At 64.4% G+C, this 15,400-nt stretch carries 15 protein-coding genes; 5 read left to right on the forward strand and 10 right to left on the reverse strand.

Going from position 1 to position 15,400, the window contains the following annotated elements; translation table 11 throughout:
* Positions 1-219 precede the first annotated feature (219 nt).
* The gene (locus EJ079_RS08470; protein WP_127398909.1) at positions 220-984 is read left to right on the forward strand and encodes a hypothetical protein; all 765 of its coding nucleotides are present in this window, start codon (positions 220-222) and stop codon (positions 982-984) included.
* A gap of 145 nt (positions 985-1,129) precedes the next feature.
* Here EJ079_RS08470 and EJ079_RS08475 read toward each other — a convergent pair whose 3' ends face one another.
* The 9 genes from EJ079_RS08475 to EJ079_RS08520 form a co-directional block, all read right to left on the reverse strand.
* On the reverse strand, positions 1,130-2,638 hold the full coding sequence (locus tag EJ079_RS08475; protein ID WP_127808752.1) for an aldehyde dehydrogenase family protein: 1,509 nt from the start codon (positions 2,636-2,638) through the stop codon (positions 1,130-1,132).
* 20 nt (positions 2,639-2,658) lie between these two features.
* Entirely contained in the window at positions 2,659-3,003 is a 345-nt protein-coding gene (locus tag EJ079_RS08480) for a cupin domain-containing protein (RefSeq protein WP_013528939.1), read from the reverse strand.
* A 22-nt stretch (positions 3,004-3,025) separates the two neighbouring features.
* A complete protein-coding gene (locus EJ079_RS33720) occupies positions 3,026-3,229 on the reverse strand; it encodes a cupin domain-containing protein (protein ID WP_245481890.1) in 204 nt (67 codons plus the stop codon).
* 155 nt (positions 3,230-3,384) lie between these two features.
* Positions 3,385-3,735, reverse strand: a complete 351-nt coding sequence (locus EJ079_RS08490) for a cupin domain-containing protein (RefSeq protein WP_127266972.1) — start codon at positions 3,733-3,735, stop codon at positions 3,385-3,387.
* Positions 3,732-5,006, reverse strand: coding sequence for a glycosyltransferase (locus EJ079_RS08495; protein WP_127808753.1), 1,275 nt, complete (start codon positions 5,004-5,006; stop codon positions 3,732-3,734). Before EJ079_RS08495 ends, EJ079_RS08490 begins: the two co-directional genes overlap by 4 nt.
* Before the next feature lie 12 nt (positions 5,007-5,018).
* Positions 5,019-6,092 carry an ABC transporter ATP-binding protein gene (locus tag EJ079_RS08500; protein ID WP_127808754.1) on the reverse strand — a complete coding sequence of 358 codons (1,074 nt, stop codon included), beginning with the start codon at positions 6,090-6,092 and terminating at the stop codon, positions 5,019-5,021.
* Positions 6,089-6,883: an ABC transporter permease gene (locus EJ079_RS08505; RefSeq protein WP_127321342.1), complete on the reverse strand. Its 795-nt coding sequence runs from the start codon at positions 6,881-6,883 to the stop codon at positions 6,089-6,091. The genes EJ079_RS08500 and EJ079_RS08505 overlap by 4 nt, the downstream gene beginning before the upstream one ends.
* Complete coding sequence (locus EJ079_RS08510; protein WP_127811298.1) at positions 6,876-7,718, reverse strand: ABC transporter permease; 843 nt, start codon at positions 7,716-7,718, stop codon at positions 6,876-6,878. Before EJ079_RS08510 ends, EJ079_RS08505 begins: the two co-directional genes overlap by 8 nt.
* Positions 7,719-8,073: 355 nt before the next feature.
* The gene (locus EJ079_RS08520) at positions 8,074-9,138 is read right to left on the reverse strand and encodes a spermidine/putrescine ABC transporter substrate-binding protein (RefSeq protein ID WP_127266967.1); all 1,065 of its coding nucleotides are present in this window, start codon (positions 9,136-9,138) and stop codon (positions 8,074-8,076) included.
* A gap of 186 nt (positions 9,139-9,324) precedes the next feature.
* On the opposite strand from EJ079_RS08520, the gene EJ079_RS08525 reads away from it, so the two are divergent.
* Genes EJ079_RS08525 through EJ079_RS08540 form a run of 4 tightly spaced genes read left to right on the forward strand, consistent with a single transcriptional unit; the run spans position 9,325 to position 14,300 of the window.
* Complete coding sequence (locus EJ079_RS08525; RefSeq protein WP_245481832.1) at positions 9,325-10,317, forward strand: GntR family transcriptional regulator; 993 nt, start codon at positions 9,325-9,327, stop codon at positions 10,315-10,317.
* Positions 10,318-10,327: 10 nt separating this feature from the next.
* Positions 10,328-11,611 carry a glycosyltransferase gene (locus EJ079_RS08530; RefSeq protein ID WP_127808755.1) on the forward strand — a complete coding sequence of 428 codons (1,284 nt, stop codon included), beginning with the start codon at positions 10,328-10,330 and terminating at the stop codon, positions 11,609-11,611.
* A 5-nt stretch (positions 11,612-11,616) separates the two neighbouring features.
* Positions 11,617-12,996: a glutamine synthetase family protein gene (locus tag EJ079_RS08535; RefSeq protein WP_127811299.1), complete on the forward strand. Its 1,380-nt coding sequence runs from the start codon at positions 11,617-11,619 to the stop codon at positions 12,994-12,996.
* Between the two features lie 2 nt (positions 12,997-12,998).
* Positions 12,999-14,300 (forward strand): FAD-binding oxidoreductase, encoded by a 1,302-nt coding sequence (locus EJ079_RS08540; RefSeq protein WP_127808756.1) that lies wholly within the window; start codon positions 12,999-13,001, stop codon positions 14,298-14,300.
* A gap of 275 nt (positions 14,301-14,575) precedes the next feature.
* On the opposite strand, the gene EJ079_RS08545 is transcribed toward EJ079_RS08540, so the two are convergent.
* The gene (locus tag EJ079_RS08545) at positions 14,576-15,346 is read right to left on the reverse strand and encodes an IclR family transcriptional regulator C-terminal domain-containing protein (RefSeq protein ID WP_127398932.1); all 771 of its coding nucleotides are present in this window, start codon (positions 15,344-15,346) and stop codon (positions 14,576-14,578) included.
* Positions 15,347-15,400 lie beyond the last annotated feature (54 nt).

Below are 15,400 nucleotides of genomic sequence, written 5' to 3' on the forward strand. Positions count from 1 at the left end.
GATTCCGGCAGGACTATAGTCCTGCCGGCATGGGACTTCAGTGCCATCGCCGTTCAAGAGCGCTGATTCGTGTTTAATATCAGATGGTTATGCTTCGGGCTGATCGGCAGATCGCGTATTGAGACAGCATTTGTCTAAAGTTTACTCTGTACAATTAGCGATTTCTCATAGGACGGTCGCTAGCGGTCGGGCCAGGTGACGATTCCCGAGGAGATTACCATGACAAACCGGAAAACTCTGTTCGCGGCGCTTGCCGCATTGGCGCTTCTGGCGTCTCCGGCGCTCGCCGGAGCCGGCGGCAACGGGCACGGCGGCGGCAATGGCGGTGGCAACGGCAACGGCGGGGGCAATGCCGGCGGTAACGGCGGCAATAGCAATGGCAAGAGCGGCGCTTCGCACGGCAAGTCGTCGTCGGCTCGGGGGCAGGTGGCAAAGGCCAAAACGGACGACACCACGGTCGACAAGACCACAAAGGTCTCGTCGGTTCCCAAGGAGAAGAACATCCACGCCAAGCTCGGTCGGTTGAACTCGCTTCAGCGCAACATCAACGCCTATATGAACTCGAAGAGCAAGAAGTTCGCTGCCATCCAGGCCTTCGTGACGCAGTCCGCCAAAGCCAAGGTTGCTCAGGCCGCCGCTGAAGCGGCCCAGGAGAAGCTGGATGCGCTGAATTCTCAGTTGACCGCGCTGACATCGCTGACGCCCGAGCAGATTGCGGCCATGACGCCCGAAGATCAGGCGGCCTTGCCTGGGAAGATAACGGATCTGGAGGCCGAAATCACTGCCCAGGAGGCAGAGGTCACCGCCGCCAATGAGGCGGCTGCCGCGGCAGAGGTCGGCACCGATGATGCATCGCTCGACGCGGCACTGGCGGATATGGCCAACAAGCCGGTCGACGCTGCGGTCACGTCCTGGGCTCAGGGCGTCCTTGCCGACAAGATCGACCAGACGGCCGCCGCGATGGAAGCAGAAACGACGCCGTAACGACTTGCCGTTGAAACGGCAGTAGCCAATCGAAGAAAGATGCCGCCGGGCGAAGCCCGGCGGCATCGCTTTTTCCCGGCCATGGACTGGCTATCCCAGGATAGCCACCGAGCTGGCTATCCGGAGCTGGCGAGGTTCGAAACACTCAGACGTGCTTGCGGCCGCCGGTCTCACGGAACCAGCTGTCGGGGTACGGATACCACCATTCCTGGATTGTCGGCTTGTGGTCGATGATCACCATTTTGGAGCGGCGGAAGGCGTCGAGCCCCTGGCGTCCGAGCTCGCGGCCGAGGCCCGAGGCCTTCCAGCCGCCGAAGGGCAGGGCATCATTGTCGATCAGCGGGTTGTTGACCCAGACCATTCCGGCTTCGAGCCGTTCAGCCGCCTCGTGGGCTTCGGCCAGATCGGTGGTGAAGACAGAGGCGCCGAGCCCGAACGGGCTGTCATTGGCAAGCCGGATCGCCTCGTCGAAATCCCTGACCCGGCAGATGGCGGCGACCGGTCCAAAGCATTCTTCGCGCACGATTGCCATGTCCGGGGTGACGCCGGTCAGGATCGTCGGCTCGTAGAACCAGCCGGTGTTGTGTGCCGGAGGGATGCGTCCGCCGGTCACCGCCTTGGCGCCGCTGCGGATAGCATCGTCAACGAGGCGCATGACTTTGGTCCGCGCGCTTTCGCTGACCAGCGGTCCGATCTCGGTCTTGTCCATGCCGTTGCCGATGCGCAGCGCCCGGGTCCTTTCGGCGAACAGCTCGACGAAGCGGTCATGAACGGCGTCGACGACGAAGAAACGCTCGGCGGAGGTACAGACCTGGCCGGTGAGATGGAAGGCCGCGGTGACGCTGCCGGCCGCCGCGATCTCAAGCGGCGCGTGTTGGCTGACGATCAGCGGATCGCTGCCGCCGGCCTCGATGACGCAAGGCTTCATGCGTTCGGCGCAGGCCACCGCCACCGCCTTGCCGGCGGCGACCGAGCCGGTGAAGGCAACCGCATGGGTGCGTTCGGAGGCGATCAGCGCCTGCGCCGTAGCCGCTCCACCAGGCAGGCAGGAGACCAGCCCTTCCGGCAGCGAGCGGAACACGGTCATGTAGTCCAGCGTCGACAGCGTCGTCGCCTCGGCCGGCTTGATGACGCAGGCATTGCCGGCGGCGAGCGATGCGGCGACCGTCCAGCACATCAGCAGGATCGGGAAGTTGTAGGGCATGATGTGGACGGAGACGCCATAGGGCTCGTAGCGCGCATATTGGAACGAACCGGCCTGCGTCGTGCCGGCGATCTTGCCGGCATCGTCGCGCGCCATCTCGGCATAGTAGCGGAAGATCGGCGCGCAATTGGCGATCTCGCCGATCGCTTCGGGGTAGGGCTTGCCCATCTCGCGCACCATCAGCTCGGCGCAGCGGGTGAAGTCCGCCGCCTCGATGGCGTTGGCGACGGCATGCAGGTGCTTGGCGCGGCTCTTGGCGTCGAGCTTTTTCCAGGCGGCCTGCGCCCTGGTCGCGGCGGTGAGCGCGGCATCGATCTCGCCGTCGGTGGCCGCAGCGATCGCCCCGACGGTTTCCAGCGTCGCCGGATCGATCACCGGTTTGTTTGTGCCGGCCATCGGCCGGTAATCCGGGTTGACGAAGAAAGCCGGCCGGTCAGCTGAGAAATCCATAAGCATCCTCTCAGATCCGCTCAGCGGATCATGTAGACTTTCTTGATCGTCTCATGGACGGTGCAGACGCCCTTCCAGTCCTGCGGGAAGAAAGCTGCGGTGTCCGGTTCGATCTCGATGACCTCGCCGGATTCATGGACGTAGGTGCAGCGCCCTTCGAGGAAGTGGCAGAACTCGTCGCGGGTGACATGGCAGTGCCATTTGCCTGGTGTGCAGACCCAAAGCCCGCATTCGGAGCGGCCTTCCGGCCCCTTGTACAGCAGCTTGCCCGAGGTGTGGGATTGCCCCTCGATCATGGTCGGTATGACGCCCCAGTCGACGAGGTCGGTAATGGTGAGCGGGGATTTCATGATGGGTGTGGTCATGTCGATTTCCTTGAAAGGGTGCTCAGCGGCACATGAAGGCCTTGATCAGCGTTTGCGTGATGATGGAGATGCCGGTCCAGCCGGCTGGGAAGAATACAAGCGTGCCGGCCTCGACCGGGATTTCTTCGCCGTCGTCATGGACGTAGCTGCCACGGCCCGAGAGGAAATGGCAGAACTCGTCGGCGGCAAAGGTGACCTTGCGCGTACCCGGCGTGCATGACCACAGGCCGCATTCGCTCTATCCGTCCGGGTTCCGGGACAGGACCCTGCCCGAGGCGCGCGGCGAACCGGCGAGCGTGTTGCTGCCCGCGCCCCAGTCCTCCAGTTCCACGCTCGAGGCCTTCGGCCAGTGCGGTGTCGGCATGTCGTCAAGCTCCGTGGTCAGGCCAGCATGTAGACGTTGCGCATGGTCTCATGCACGGTGCATTCGCCTGTCCAGCCAGCCGGGAACATGACCACAGTCCCGGCGGAGATTTCTATCAGCTCACCGACATCCGACCGGTAGGTCGCGCGGCCGGCGACGAAATGGCACAATTCATCGCGCGGGATGCTCAGGCGCCAGCGGCCTGGCGTGCACACCCAGATGCCGGATTCCGGCTGGTTGTTCGGGCCTTTGTGCACGAGTTTGCCGGTCGAGTGGGAGGCACCGTCCAACGCATCCGGCTGGGCGCCCCAGTCGACGAGATCGGCGCGGGTGGAGGCCTGGTGGAGGTGGGGAGCGGAGGAGGTCATAGCAGCGTCTCCAGCAACCCGGCTGCTTTCTCCGGCCCATTCTGCGCGCGCATCTGCGCCGATGTCTTCGCCAGCTTGGCTTTCATCGCCGGGTCGGTCAGGCAGGTTTCGATCTTGGCAATCAGCTCGGCATCGGTCCAGTCGTAGCGCGGCATGCCGAAGCCGTGGCCGGTTTCCTCTACGCGGGTGGCGTTGTCGTGGCCGTCCCAGACATAGGGCATGATGATCGCCGGCTTGCCGAAATAGAGGCACTCGGTGAAGGAGTTGTTGCCGCCATGGTGGATCACCGCATCGACCTGCGGGATGACCGAAGGCTGCGGGAACCAGCTCTCGACGATCACATTGCCGGGCACGTCCGTGTACTGATCCTTGTAGCCGCCGACATTGAACAGCGCCCGGTAGCGCGTCTTGCCCAGGGTCGCGATGATGCGCTTCAAGAGCTCGACATCGCCGGCGCCGAGGCTGCCGAAGGAGACATAGAGCAGCGGCCCGTCATTGTTTTTGGCGAATGTCGGCACCGTGTAGGGTTTCTCCTGCCGCACGCAGCCTTCCAGATACTGGAACTTTGCCGGGTCGAGCGGATGGCGGCGCTTGAACTTTGCCGCTTCGGGATAGAGCAGCAGGTTGAGATGGGGCGAGGCCTCGAAGAACTGGCCGATCGGATAAGGCGCCTCGTTGTTGGCGGCGAGGAAGGCGTTGAAGTCGCCATGGATCGGCTTGATCACCGCGTTGAAATGATCGCGGTAGCGCTGGTGACCGGCGTGGTCGTTCTCGCCGCAGCCGGAGAGATGGGGCGGGATGTCCTCGTCGTCGATCTCGTTTTCCGAGCAGGAGATGACGCGCACCCACGGTTTGCCGAACTGCTTGATGGCCGGAAACAGGATGACATTGTCGACGCAGATCACATCCGGCTTGATGGCTGAGAGAACGCGCGGCAGATCCTTCTGCGCCCATTTGGCGCTGTCGACGATCGCCGTCCAGCAATCCTTGACGTAATTGTCGACCTGATCGTAAGGCGATTTGCGGAAGTTCGGGATGTGGCCGTTGATGAAATCCTCCCAGAATTTCGCCATCTGCTCGGGCGGCATCGGCTCCGACAGGTTCACCGGATGCGCCTCGAAACCGTAGCCCTTGTAGACATCGACAAAGCCGGGGTCGGACAGGAAAACGGCTTTGTGGCCGCGCGCCTCGACCGCCTGGGCGATGCCGACGGAATTGAGCGCCGGGCCGTAGGCGGCTTCTGGAAAAAACGCGATCGTCTTCTGCGCCATCAGGCTTCTCCTTTATTCTGCGAAAACTCTGACATCGGCGGCGTCCCAGCCGAGTTCGACCTGATCTCCCGACGCGACCGGCCGGCGGTCGGCGGCATCAGCGGTGACGCGCACCAGGAACGGCTTTGGCGACAGAGGTGTGCGGACATGCAGCTGCAGGTCGAGCCCCTGATAGGCCAGCGCCTCGACCGTGCCGGTGGTGCGGTTGGCGGTCTCCACCGACGGGAACAGCCGGATGCGCTCGGGCCGCACCGACGCGACAGCAGATGCACCGGGCGAGAGCGTTGCTGGAACCTTGCCGGATATTCGCGCGCCATTCGCGGCGACAACCCCATCGGTGGCGGCCTTGCCCGGCACGAAATTCATCACGCCGATGAAGTCGGCGACGAAACGGTCGGCCGGATGCTCATAGATCGCGTGCGGCGTGTCGCATTGCAGCAGTCTGCCGTCCTTGAGCACCGCCATGCGGTCGGCCATCACAAGCGATTCTTCCTGGTCGTGGGTGACGATGACGAAGGTGATGCCGACCTCATGCTGCAGGCGCTTCAATTCCAGCTGCATGGCGCCGCGCAGCTTCTTGTCGAGCGCGCCAAGCGGCTCGTCGAGCAGCAGCAGGCGCGGCCGCTTGACCAGCGCGCGGGCGAGCGCGACGCGCTGCTTCTGGCCGCCCGACAGTTGCTCCGGCTTGCGGTCGGCGAAGGGGACGAGTTCGGTTGTCGCCAGGATGGCGTCGACGCGGGAGCGGATTTCAGCCGCCGGCAAACGTTCCATCTCCAGGCCGTAGGAGACATTGGCGCGGACGCTCATATGCGGAAACAGCGCGTAGGACTGGAACATCAGATTGACCGGCCGCTTGTTGGGCGGGGTTTTGGCAATGTCGCGCCCGTCGAGCAGGATGCGCCCGTCATTGGGCGTCTCGAATCCGGCCAGCATCCGCAGCAGCGTGGTCTTGCCACAGCCGGACGGGCCGAGCAGCGCGAAGAACTCGTTCTCTCTGATATCGAGCGAGATGCCGTCGACAGCCGTCACCCGGCCGAAATTCTTCGATACATGATCGATGGCCAGCAGCGTGCGCGGTTCGCTCATTGGCCTATGATCCCACGGTTGAGCCGCTGCGACAGGGTCAGCGCGGTGATCGAGACCGCCATGACGATGGTCGCCAGCGCGTTGATCTCCGGCGTGATGCCGAAGCGGATCATGGCGTAGATCTGCATCGGCAACGTCGTCGAGGCACGGCCGGCGCCGGCGGTGAAGAAGGCGATGATGAATTCGTCGACCGAGAGCGTGAAGGCGAGCAGCGCGCCGGCGATCACCGCCGGCGCGATGACCGGCAATGTCACCCGCCTGAACGTGGTGAGCGCGGAGGCGCCGAGATCGGCGGAGGCCTCGACGATCGACCAGTCGAAGCTCTTCAGCCTTGCGCGCACCACCGAGCAGACGAAGGCGAGATTGAAGACGACATGGGCGAGGATGATGGTGTGCAGGCCCATGGTCAGATTGAGCATCGAGAAGAACGACAGCAGCGCGATCGCCAGCACGATGTCGGGAATGATCATCGGCGCGAAGATCAGCGCTTCGAGCCCCTTGCCGTATTGCCGGCGCATCTCGATGCCGATCGCCAGCAGCGTGCCGAGCAATGTTGCGATTGCGGTCGACACCAGCGCCACGATCAGCGTGTTGAGCGCAGCGGAGAGGATCGCCGAATTGCCGGCCAGCGAGGCATACCATTTCAGCGAAAAGCCCGACCATGCCGTCGGCAGCCCGCCTTCGTTGAAGGAAAGCGCGACCAGCACGGCTATCGGGATGTAGAGGAAGGCGAAGACCAGGCTCAGCACGAGCCAGAGCGTGCGCCGCGTGGCGGGGGAGCGCTCAGCCATCGGTGTCTCCGCCGGCTTGCGCGGCATGCCCCGAGGCGCGATTGGCGGCCAGCGCCTGCGCCATCAGCACCAGAAGCATGATGGCGATCAGCGCCATCGCGAGCGCGGCGCCGAATGGCCAGTCGTTGGCAGTCAGGAACTGGTCGTAGACGAGGTTGCCGATCATCTGGAAGCGGCCGCCGCCAAGCAGCGCGGGCGTGACGAAATTGCCGATCGACAGCACGAAGACGAACACCGCGCCAGCGGCGATGCCGGGCACGGTCAGCGGCAGGATGACACGGCGGAATGTGGTGGCGGCGGAGGCGCCGAGGTCACGCGAGGCTTCGGCGAGTTCCGGGTTGAGGCGCGACAGCGGCGCGTAGCAGGCGAGGATGACGAAGGGCAAATAGTTGTAGACGAGGCCGGCGATGACCGCGCCTTCGGTGTAGAGCATCGAGGGCGGTTCGCCAGTGTAGCCGAACCAGCGCAACAACTGCGTGATCAGGCCTTCGCGGTTGAGCAGCACGATCCAGGCATAGGTGCGGATCAGGTAATTGGACCAGAACGGCAGCACGGCGAAGAACAGGAATACCGGCTGCCACCGGCGCGGGGCGGCTGCGATGGCGTAGGCGGCGGCATAGCCGATCACCACCGCGATCAGGGTGGCGGTGCCGGCGATGCGCGCCGAATTGAGGAAGATGCCGGCATAGAGCGGGTCGAAGACCAGCCCGAAATTCTCGAGCGTGAAGGTGTATTCGATGCCGCCATAGATGCCGCGCCGGAAGAAGGCGAGCGCCAGCACCAATGCGCACGGCACCACCATCAAGGCCGCGAGCCAGGCCAGTGCCGGGGCCATCAGCAGGGAGGAGCGGGAGGGGAGGTGCTTCACGAAGCACCCCCCTCTGCCCTGCCGGGCATCTCAGCGACCAAAGACCCCCTCACCCGGATTGCCATCCGAATTGCGAAGGGCAATTCGGGGCAATCCGACCTCTCCCCGAGGGGAGAGGAGGTCGCTGGCGCCGGCGCTTTCCTCTTCTCCCCCACGGGGAGAAGGTGGCCGCGAAGCGGCCGGATGAGGGGGTGCTGCGCTGGAGATTGGCGACAGGCCGCGATCCAGCCAATCTCCCCCCTTGAGGGGGAGATGGCCGGCAGGCCAGAGGGGGGCGCGAAGGAACGCAAGCTTGATTCCAGCTACCGAAGTGGCGCGCCGCCTACTGCGCCGCCTTGATCTCGCTGACGATCTTCGAATAGTCGCGCTGGGCGTCGCCGACGTCGCGCAACTGCTCGAACTTGACGAGGTCGGCCACCGGCATCGCCATGTTGGGGAATTTGGCCAGGAAATCGGCCGGCAGGCTTTCCATGGCTGGCTTGTTCGGCACCTTGTAGTCGATGTTCTGCGCCGCCCAGGCGTGGTTCTTGGCGTCGAGCATGAAGTTGATGAACTGGAAGGCGGCATCCTTGTTGGCGGAGGCCTTCATCACCACCATCGTGTCAACCCAGAGGTCGGAGCCTTCCTTGGGAATGACGTATTTGATCTCGGGCTTTTCGGCGATGCCGTAATTGCACCAGCCGTCCCATGCCTGCACCATCAGCGCCTCGCCGGACACCAGCTTGGAATAGAAGGTGGTGTCGTCATAGGCGAGCAGGGTCTTCTTGGCCGAGATCAGCAGATCCTTGACCTCAGCCATCTTGGCCGGGTCGGTTTCGTTGACCGAATAGCCCTTGTCGAGCTGGCCGGCAGCCAGCAGCCAGCGGTCGGTCGCCAGCATGGTGGTCTTGCCCTTCAATTCGTCGGATGGCGCGAGCAGGTCGCTCCAGCTGGTGGGGGCAACCTTCATCAGGTCCGAACGGTAGCAGAGGCCGGTCGTGCCCCAGGTGTAGGGCACCGAGAATGCATTGCCGGCATCGTGCGGCAGCTTGGTTGCCTCGGGATAGAGATTGGTGAGGTTCGGTATCTTGGCGTGGTCGATCGGCTCGGTCAGGCCGAGCTTGTTCAGCACCTCGGCGAAGGGCGAAGAAACGAAGACCACGTCATAGCCCTTGCCGCCGGCGGCGATGAGCTTGCCCATGATCTCTTCATTGGTGGCGTGCACCACCACTTCGCCCGACACGCCGGTGGCGGTCTTGAAGGCGGCCATGGCGTCAGGCGCCATGTAGCCGTCCCAGTTGGAAATGACGAGGTCGGCAGCCGTCGCCGGCGCGGACAGCGCCAAGGCCAGGCCAAGTGCGATCGAAGATGTTTTCAGCGCACGGCGCCGCAGGCTGGTAGCGGTCATGACAGACTCCCATTTCGGTTGATCGTCGAATTGCATTCGCCGGACCAACGCTTGCGACCCTTGCCGCTGCCTCGATCCCGTTCCCTCGGTCTTTTTCTCGCCGATTGCCCTGACAGTACTATTGCAGAAAAAAGTACGTCAATCCATAATTTGCTAAGCGATCGTGGAATCTGGCCGATTGCGTCCGTGCGGGCGATCGGTCAGATCAATGCGGTCATGTCGTTTTCCACGAGACCAGTCATGCAAGCCGCAGCCCGACGACCTCGCACCAACCACCTCGATCTGGCGCAGCGCATCCTGGATGTGGCGCGGCAGCGCGGTTTTGAGCCCGGCGCACGCTTGCCGGAGCAGCAGATCGCTTCGTTGTGCAATGTCTCGCGCACGCCGGTGCGGGCGGCTCTCGGCCTGCTCGCTGAACGGGGTGTCGTGCGCTGGGAGGCAGATTCCGGTTATCACCTGGCCATCGACCTCACCGCGCAGGCTTCAGTCGCCACGGAACTGCCCGCCGCCGAGGAGGACGAGTTGGCCGAGGCGATCCTGCGCGACCGGTCGGCGCGTCGGCTGGACCAGACGGTGACCGTCGCGGGGCTGATACGGCGCTACAGTGCCGAGCGCAAGACGGTACTAAAAGCACTTAACAAACTGACCGAAGAGAATTTGTTGGACCGAGCGCCTGGCCAGTCCTGGCTGTTTCGGCGCACGCCCGACGATCCAGAGGCGCAAGGCGACAGCTATGAGTTCCGCTTGCTGCTGGAACCCGCGGCCATCCTGACGCCGGGCTTCCGGCTGGACGGCGCGCGGGCGGCGACGTTGCGCCAGGCTATGGAAGCGCTGGTGGCGCTGCCGGACGCCGCATTCGATACACGCGAGTTCCAGCGGCTGGACATCGATTTTCACGGCATGCTCGCCGAGGGCTGCGCCAACCGCTTCATCGCCGACGCGCTGGCCGATCACCTCAGGCTGCGCCGGCTACCGGGCATCTATACCGGCGTCAACGTCTTCCGCTTGCGGCAATCGCTGCGCGAACACCTTGTTATACTCGACCATCTTGAAAGCCTGCAGTATGAGGTGGCGGCCGATCTGCTTCGCATTCATCTGCGGCTCTCCCGCAACCAGCGACCGCAAGCGGCCAGTCGCGGGGCGCCCGCCCTGTTCGGCATGATCAGCCGGCCGGAATGACGAGGATTAATTGACGCGTAAAGCCAGCCCGACCATCGCGCTGTTCCCCGAAGCCAGTTTCGGCGCGGCGTTGAATTGCGTCGGCATCGCGCAGGCATTGCGTGCCAAGGGCGCCCGGCCCGTCTTCATTTGCCATGCCGGCTTCTCCGGCGTCTTTGCCGACTATGGTTTCCAGGAATACCAGCTGCCGACCGACGAGCCGCTGAGCGACAGCGAACGCCAGAGCTACTGGCAAGCCTTCGTGCGCAGGCACCTGCCGCATTTCAGGCTGAGCCCGATCGACCAGCTGGAAACCTATGTCGCGCCGACCTGGCAGGCGATCGTCGACACCGCGGTCAATGCCGAGGCGCCGCTGCGCCAATTGCTGGCGCGGCTGAAGCCGGATGCGGTGGTGCTCGACAATGTCATCATGTTCCCGGCGATCGCTGCCGCCGGCTGTCCATGGGTGCGCGTCGTCTCCTGCGCAGAGACCGAGCTGCCGGATGCTGAGGTGCCGCCCTATCTGTCGGGGCTTGGCGCGGATGACCCGCAGCGCGCGGCGTTCGAGGCCCGCTATCTCAGTGCCTCAGCACCGGCGCATGACCGCTTCAACCGCTTTCGGGCGGATGCCGGCCTGACGCCGCTGCCGAAGGGCCTGTTCCTCGAGACGTCGCCCGACCTCAATCTGTTGCTGACGCCATCGATCGTGCGCCGCGAGCGCGCCGAGCCGCTCGACCCGGACCGCTTCGTCTATCTAGAAGGCTGCGTGCGTTCGGAAGGGCCATTCGAGGTGCCGGTGTTTCCGCGCAATGGCGGGCCGCTTGTCTATGTCAGCTTCGGCAGCCTGGGCGCCATGGATGTGGGCCTGATCGAGCGCATGTTGGGGGTGTTCGACAGACTGCCGGCGCGCTTCATCGTCAATGTCGGCGGCCTGCGCGACGCCTATCGCGCGGTGCCGGACAATGTCTATCTCGACGCCTGGTTTCCACAGCCCTCGGTGGTGGCGAAATCGGACCTGTTCATCCATCACGGCGGCAACAACAGCTTTTGCGAAGCGCTGCGCTTCGGCGTGCCGTCACTGATCATGCCCTATTGCTGGGACGGACACGACAATGCGCGCCGCGCCGGAGAAACCGGCGTCGGTGACCATATCGGCCGCGACGCCTGGACCGAAGGAGTGTTGGAGAAAGCGATTCTCGGCCTGCTGGCCGACGATGCCATGCGCGCCCGCCTCAAGGACAATGCAGCCCAAATGGCGCTGAAACCTGGAACGGATGTGGCCGCCCAAGCCATACTCTCTTTGATACGGACATGAACGAAATGCCTGACAACAACACGAATGTCTCGCTCTCCAGCGGCAACGACGCCAAGGCCTGGCTGGCCCGGCACGGGATCAACGAAGTCGAGTGCCTGGTGCCCGACATGAACGGCGTCCTGCGCGGCAAGGCCTTGCCGACGGCCAAATTCCTCCAGGCGCTGGAAGATCGCGCGCTCTATCTGCCGAGCAGCGCTTTCCTGGTCAGCATCGACGGCCGCTACTCCGGCTCGATCGACGAGGGTTTTGCCTATTCGGACCCGGACATGCGCATGGTGCCCGATGTCTCGACGCTGTGCCTGGCGCCGGGTGCCGCTCCCGGCAAGGCCTATGTCTTCGCCGATGCCTTCCATATGGACGACCGGCCCTGGATGGCCTCGCCGCGCCATGTGCTGCGCGCCGTGCTCGACCTCTACGCCAGGCGCGGCTGGCGGGCGGTGGTGGCGCCGGAGCTCGAATTCTATCTGACCGCGCCCAATCCCGATCCGGACCAGCCGCTGACCGCTCCGATCGGCGCCAATGGCCGTGCCGAGGGTGTGCAGCATCCCTATGACATGGCCGCGCTCGAGGAGTTCGAGCCGGTGATCCGCCGCGTCTATGACTATGCGGCGGCGGCCGGCCTGCCGCTCGACACGCTGATCCATGAATCGGGTACGGCGCAGCTTGAGATCAACTTCCTGCATGGCGATGCGCTGCCGCTGGCCGACAAGGTGCTGCTGTTCAAGCGGCTGACGCGCCAGGCCGCGCAGCAAAGCGGAATGCACGCCACCTTCATGGCCAAGCCGATCGCCGCACAGGCCGGAAGTTCGATGCATCTGCACATGTCGGTCATCGACGAGGCCGGCAGGACCCTGTTTGCCGGCAGCGACGATGCCGACACCGCAATGTTCGGCCATTTCATCGGCGGCCTGCAGAAATATGTCCCGGAAATCATGCCGCTGTTTGCGCCCAACGTGAACTCGTTCCGCCGCATAAGGCCGAACCACAGCGCGCCGGCCAACATCGAATGGTCGCATGACAACCGTTCCTGCGGCCTGCGCGTGCCGGCCGGGGGCCGCGCGGCGCGGCGGGTGGAGAACCGGCTTCCGGGTGCGGATTCCAATCCTTACCTGGCGATCGCCGGCTCGCTGCTTGCCGGCTATCTTGGCGTCGAACAGAAACTGGCGCGCTCGGCCGAAGCGTCGGGCAATGCCTACAAGATCAAGAGCACGCTGCCGAAAACGATGGAGGAGGCGCTCGACCGTTTCGAGGCTTGCGGCCCGGTGCGAGAGTTGCTCGGCGAGGATTTCTTCCAGACCTATCTGCGCGTCAAGAGCGTGGAGCTCGATCTGTTCCAGGGCGTGGTGACGAGCTGGGAACGCGACCACCTTCTGCTGAAGGTGTGATCATGGCTTCCAGTTCAACGGGTTTCAATTCGGGCCTCGACATCGCCAAATCCTATTATGTCGCCACCGCCAAACCGGCGCCGGACCATCAGGCGCTTGTCGGCGATGTCGAAGCCGACCTGGTGGTCGTCGGTGGCGGCTGCACCGGCCTGTCAGCCGCCCTTCACGCCGCCGAGCGCGGCGTGAAAGTGGTGCTGCTCGAAGGCGGCAAGATCGGCTGGGGCGCGTCGGGCCGCAATGGCGGCCAGATGATCCCCGGCCTGCGCAAGGGCGCCAAGGGCCTGGTCAAACTCTACGGGCCGGAGCGGGCAAAGGTGCTGTTCGATCTTGCCTTCGAGGCACGCGGGCTGGTGCTCGATATTATTGAGCGCCACGCCATCGATTGCGATCTCAGGCTGACCGGCCATCTGGTCGGCGCGGTCAACGGCTCCGACCTCAGGGATCTCGAGGAAGAGGCCGAGTGTCTGGCCACGGTGATGAAATTTCCGCATGCCGAGATCCTGTCGGCGGCGGAAGCCCGCGCCAAGGTCGACACGTCATATCATGGCGCGATGTACGAGCCGCTCGGCGGCCACATGCACCCGCTCAATTACACGCTCGGCCTTGCCCGTGCGGCAGTTGCGGCCGGCGTCATCATCCATGAGAATTCGGTGGCGGTGAAACTGGAGCGCGAGCCTTCGATCCGGGTCTCGACGGCAAAGGGATCGGTTCGGGCCAGACATGTCGTGCTGGCGGGGGACGCGCTGTTCAATGGGCTGGAGCCGCGCGTCAACAGCCGCATCATGCCGGTCGGCAACTACATCGTCGCCACCGAGCCGCTGGAGGGCAAGCGCTATGTCATCCCGGCCAATGTCGCGGTGTCCGACACCCGCTTCGTCGTCAACTACTACCGCATGTCGGCGGATGGACGCCTGCTGTTCGGCGGCGGCGAGCGTTACACGCCGTCACCGCCGGCCGATATCGCCGGCTTCGTGCGGCCGCACATGGAAGCCACCTTTCCGCAGCTCAAGGGCTGCCGCATCGATCACGCCTGGGGTGGGCTGGTGTCGGTGACGACGTCGCGGCTGCCGCATGTCGGGCACTATGGCGAGGTCTATTTCGCGCATGGCTATTCCGGCAAGGGCGTCATCCTGTCGACGCTGTCCGGCAAACTGCTTGCCGAAGCGATCACCGGCGATGCCTCGCGGCTCGATCTGTTCTCGACGCTGACCCCGATGCCGTTCCCGGGCGGCACGGCGCTGCGCGGTCCGCTCTACGTGCTGGGCATGCTTTGGTACGCGATGAGGGATCGCATCAAGCATTGAGAGAATCGTCTTTGTCACCCATCGCTCAAGGAATGATGGACCTGATCTAGTAGACGCCAACTCCCGACGTTGGCGCTGCCCCTCACCTGCCTGCCGGCATCCTCTCCCCGTAAACGGGGCGAGGGACGCTGCCATCGCTGCTTTCGCCAATTGTCTGCGGTGCAGAAAAGATGCCAGCGTTGCGGCCAGCGTCTTTCGCCCCGTTTACGGGGAGAAATGCCCGGCAGGGCAATGAGGGGCGGCGCTGGCGGTTGAAGAGTTTTCGGGCGATTTGATTAGACGACGAAGAAATCCTCGATGCGCTGCTTTGCCTCCAGCAGCACCGGCAGGATTTCTCGCTCCATCTCCGCGACCGAAAATCGCGCCGACTGGGTCGAGACGTTGATGGCCGCGACGGTGCGCTCTGCCCGGTCGCGGATTGGCACGGCGATGGAGCGCAGGCCGAGCTCCAGCTCCTCATCGACGATAGCAAAGCCGTCGGCCTTCGCCTTGGCGATGGCGTTGGCTAACAAACGCCTGTCGGTGATCGTCTTCGGCGTCCGTCTCTCGATCGTCGCTTGGCCGAGGAATGCGTCCAACTCCTGGGGCGCCAGGCCGGCAAGCAGGATGCGTCCCATCGAGGTGCAGTAGGCCGGCAGCCTGGTGCCGACGTCGAGCGACACGCTGAGGATGCGGCGGCCGGGAATGCGGGCGACATAGACGACATCCTCACCCGACAGGATGGCCGCCGAGCAGGCCTCGTTCAGTTGTGCTGCCACAGAGCGCATGATGGGCGCGGCGAAGGCCCATAGCGAGGCGCCGCCGAGCCAGGTGCGGGCAACCGTCAGCAGGCGCGGCGACAGCGAGAACACGCGGCCGGCCTGTGTTGCATAGCCGGTGGCGGTGAGTGTCAGCAGGAAGCGGCGGGCGCCGGCGCGGGTGAGGCCCGCTTCCTCCGCCATTTCTGTCAGCGTCATGCCCGAGGGATGGCGGGCCAGGATCTCCATGACGGCGAGGCCGCGCTCGAGCGAGCCGACATGATCACGGGAAACAGCCGCTTCGTCCATCTTGTCTCCGCGGAACGGCATCGGCGTCAGGATTGACTCCTCGCCCTCGCTCAG

Source organism: Mesorhizobium sp. M7A.F.Ce.TU.012.03.2.1, assembly GCF_004006095.1.
Lineage (GTDB): Bacteria > Pseudomonadota > Alphaproteobacteria > Rhizobiales > Rhizobiaceae > Mesorhizobium.

Excerpts from the sequence above, each read along its gene's own strand:
- EJ079_RS08470 (WP_127398909.1), top strand. The coding sequence starts at position 220 with ATGACAAACCGGAAAACTCTGTTCGCGGCGCTTGCCGCATTGGCGCTT.
- EJ079_RS08475 (WP_127808752.1), bottom strand. The coding sequence starts at position 2,638 with ATGGATTTCTCAGCTGACCGGCCGGCTTTCTTCGTCAACCCGGATTAC.
- EJ079_RS08480 (WP_013528939.1), bottom strand. The coding sequence starts at position 3,003 with ATGACCACACCCATCATGAAATCCCCGCTCACCATTACCGACCTCGTC.
- EJ079_RS08490 (WP_127266972.1), bottom strand. The coding sequence starts at position 3,735 with ATGACCTCCTCCGCTCCCCACCTCCACCAGGCCTCCACCCGCGCCGAT.
- EJ079_RS08495 (WP_127808753.1), bottom strand. The coding sequence starts at position 5,006 with ATGGCGCAGAAGACGATCGCGTTTTTTCCAGAAGCCGCCTACGGCCCG.
- EJ079_RS08500 (WP_127808754.1), bottom strand. The coding sequence starts at position 6,092 with ATGAGCGAACCGCGCACGCTGCTGGCCATCGATCATGTATCGAAGAAT.
- EJ079_RS08505 (WP_127321342.1), bottom strand. The coding sequence starts at position 6,883 with ATGGCTGAGCGCTCCCCCGCCACGCGGCGCACGCTCTGGCTCGTGCTG.
- EJ079_RS08510 (WP_127811298.1), bottom strand. The coding sequence starts at position 7,718 with ATGGCCCCGGCACTGGCCTGGCTCGCGGCCTTGATGGTGGTGCCGTGC.
- EJ079_RS08520 (WP_127266967.1), bottom strand. The coding sequence starts at position 9,138 with ATGACCGCTACCAGCCTGCGGCGCCGTGCGCTGAAAACATCTTCGATC.
- EJ079_RS08535 (WP_127811299.1), top strand. The coding sequence starts at position 11,617 with ATGCCTGACAACAACACGAATGTCTCGCTCTCCAGCGGCAACGACGCC.
- EJ079_RS08540 (WP_127808756.1), top strand. The coding sequence starts at position 12,999 with ATGGCTTCCAGTTCAACGGGTTTCAATTCGGGCCTCGACATCGCCAAA.
- EJ079_RS08545 (WP_127398932.1), bottom strand. The coding sequence starts at position 15,346 with ATGGACGAAGCGGCTGTTTCCCGTGATCATGTCGGCTCGCTCGAGCGC.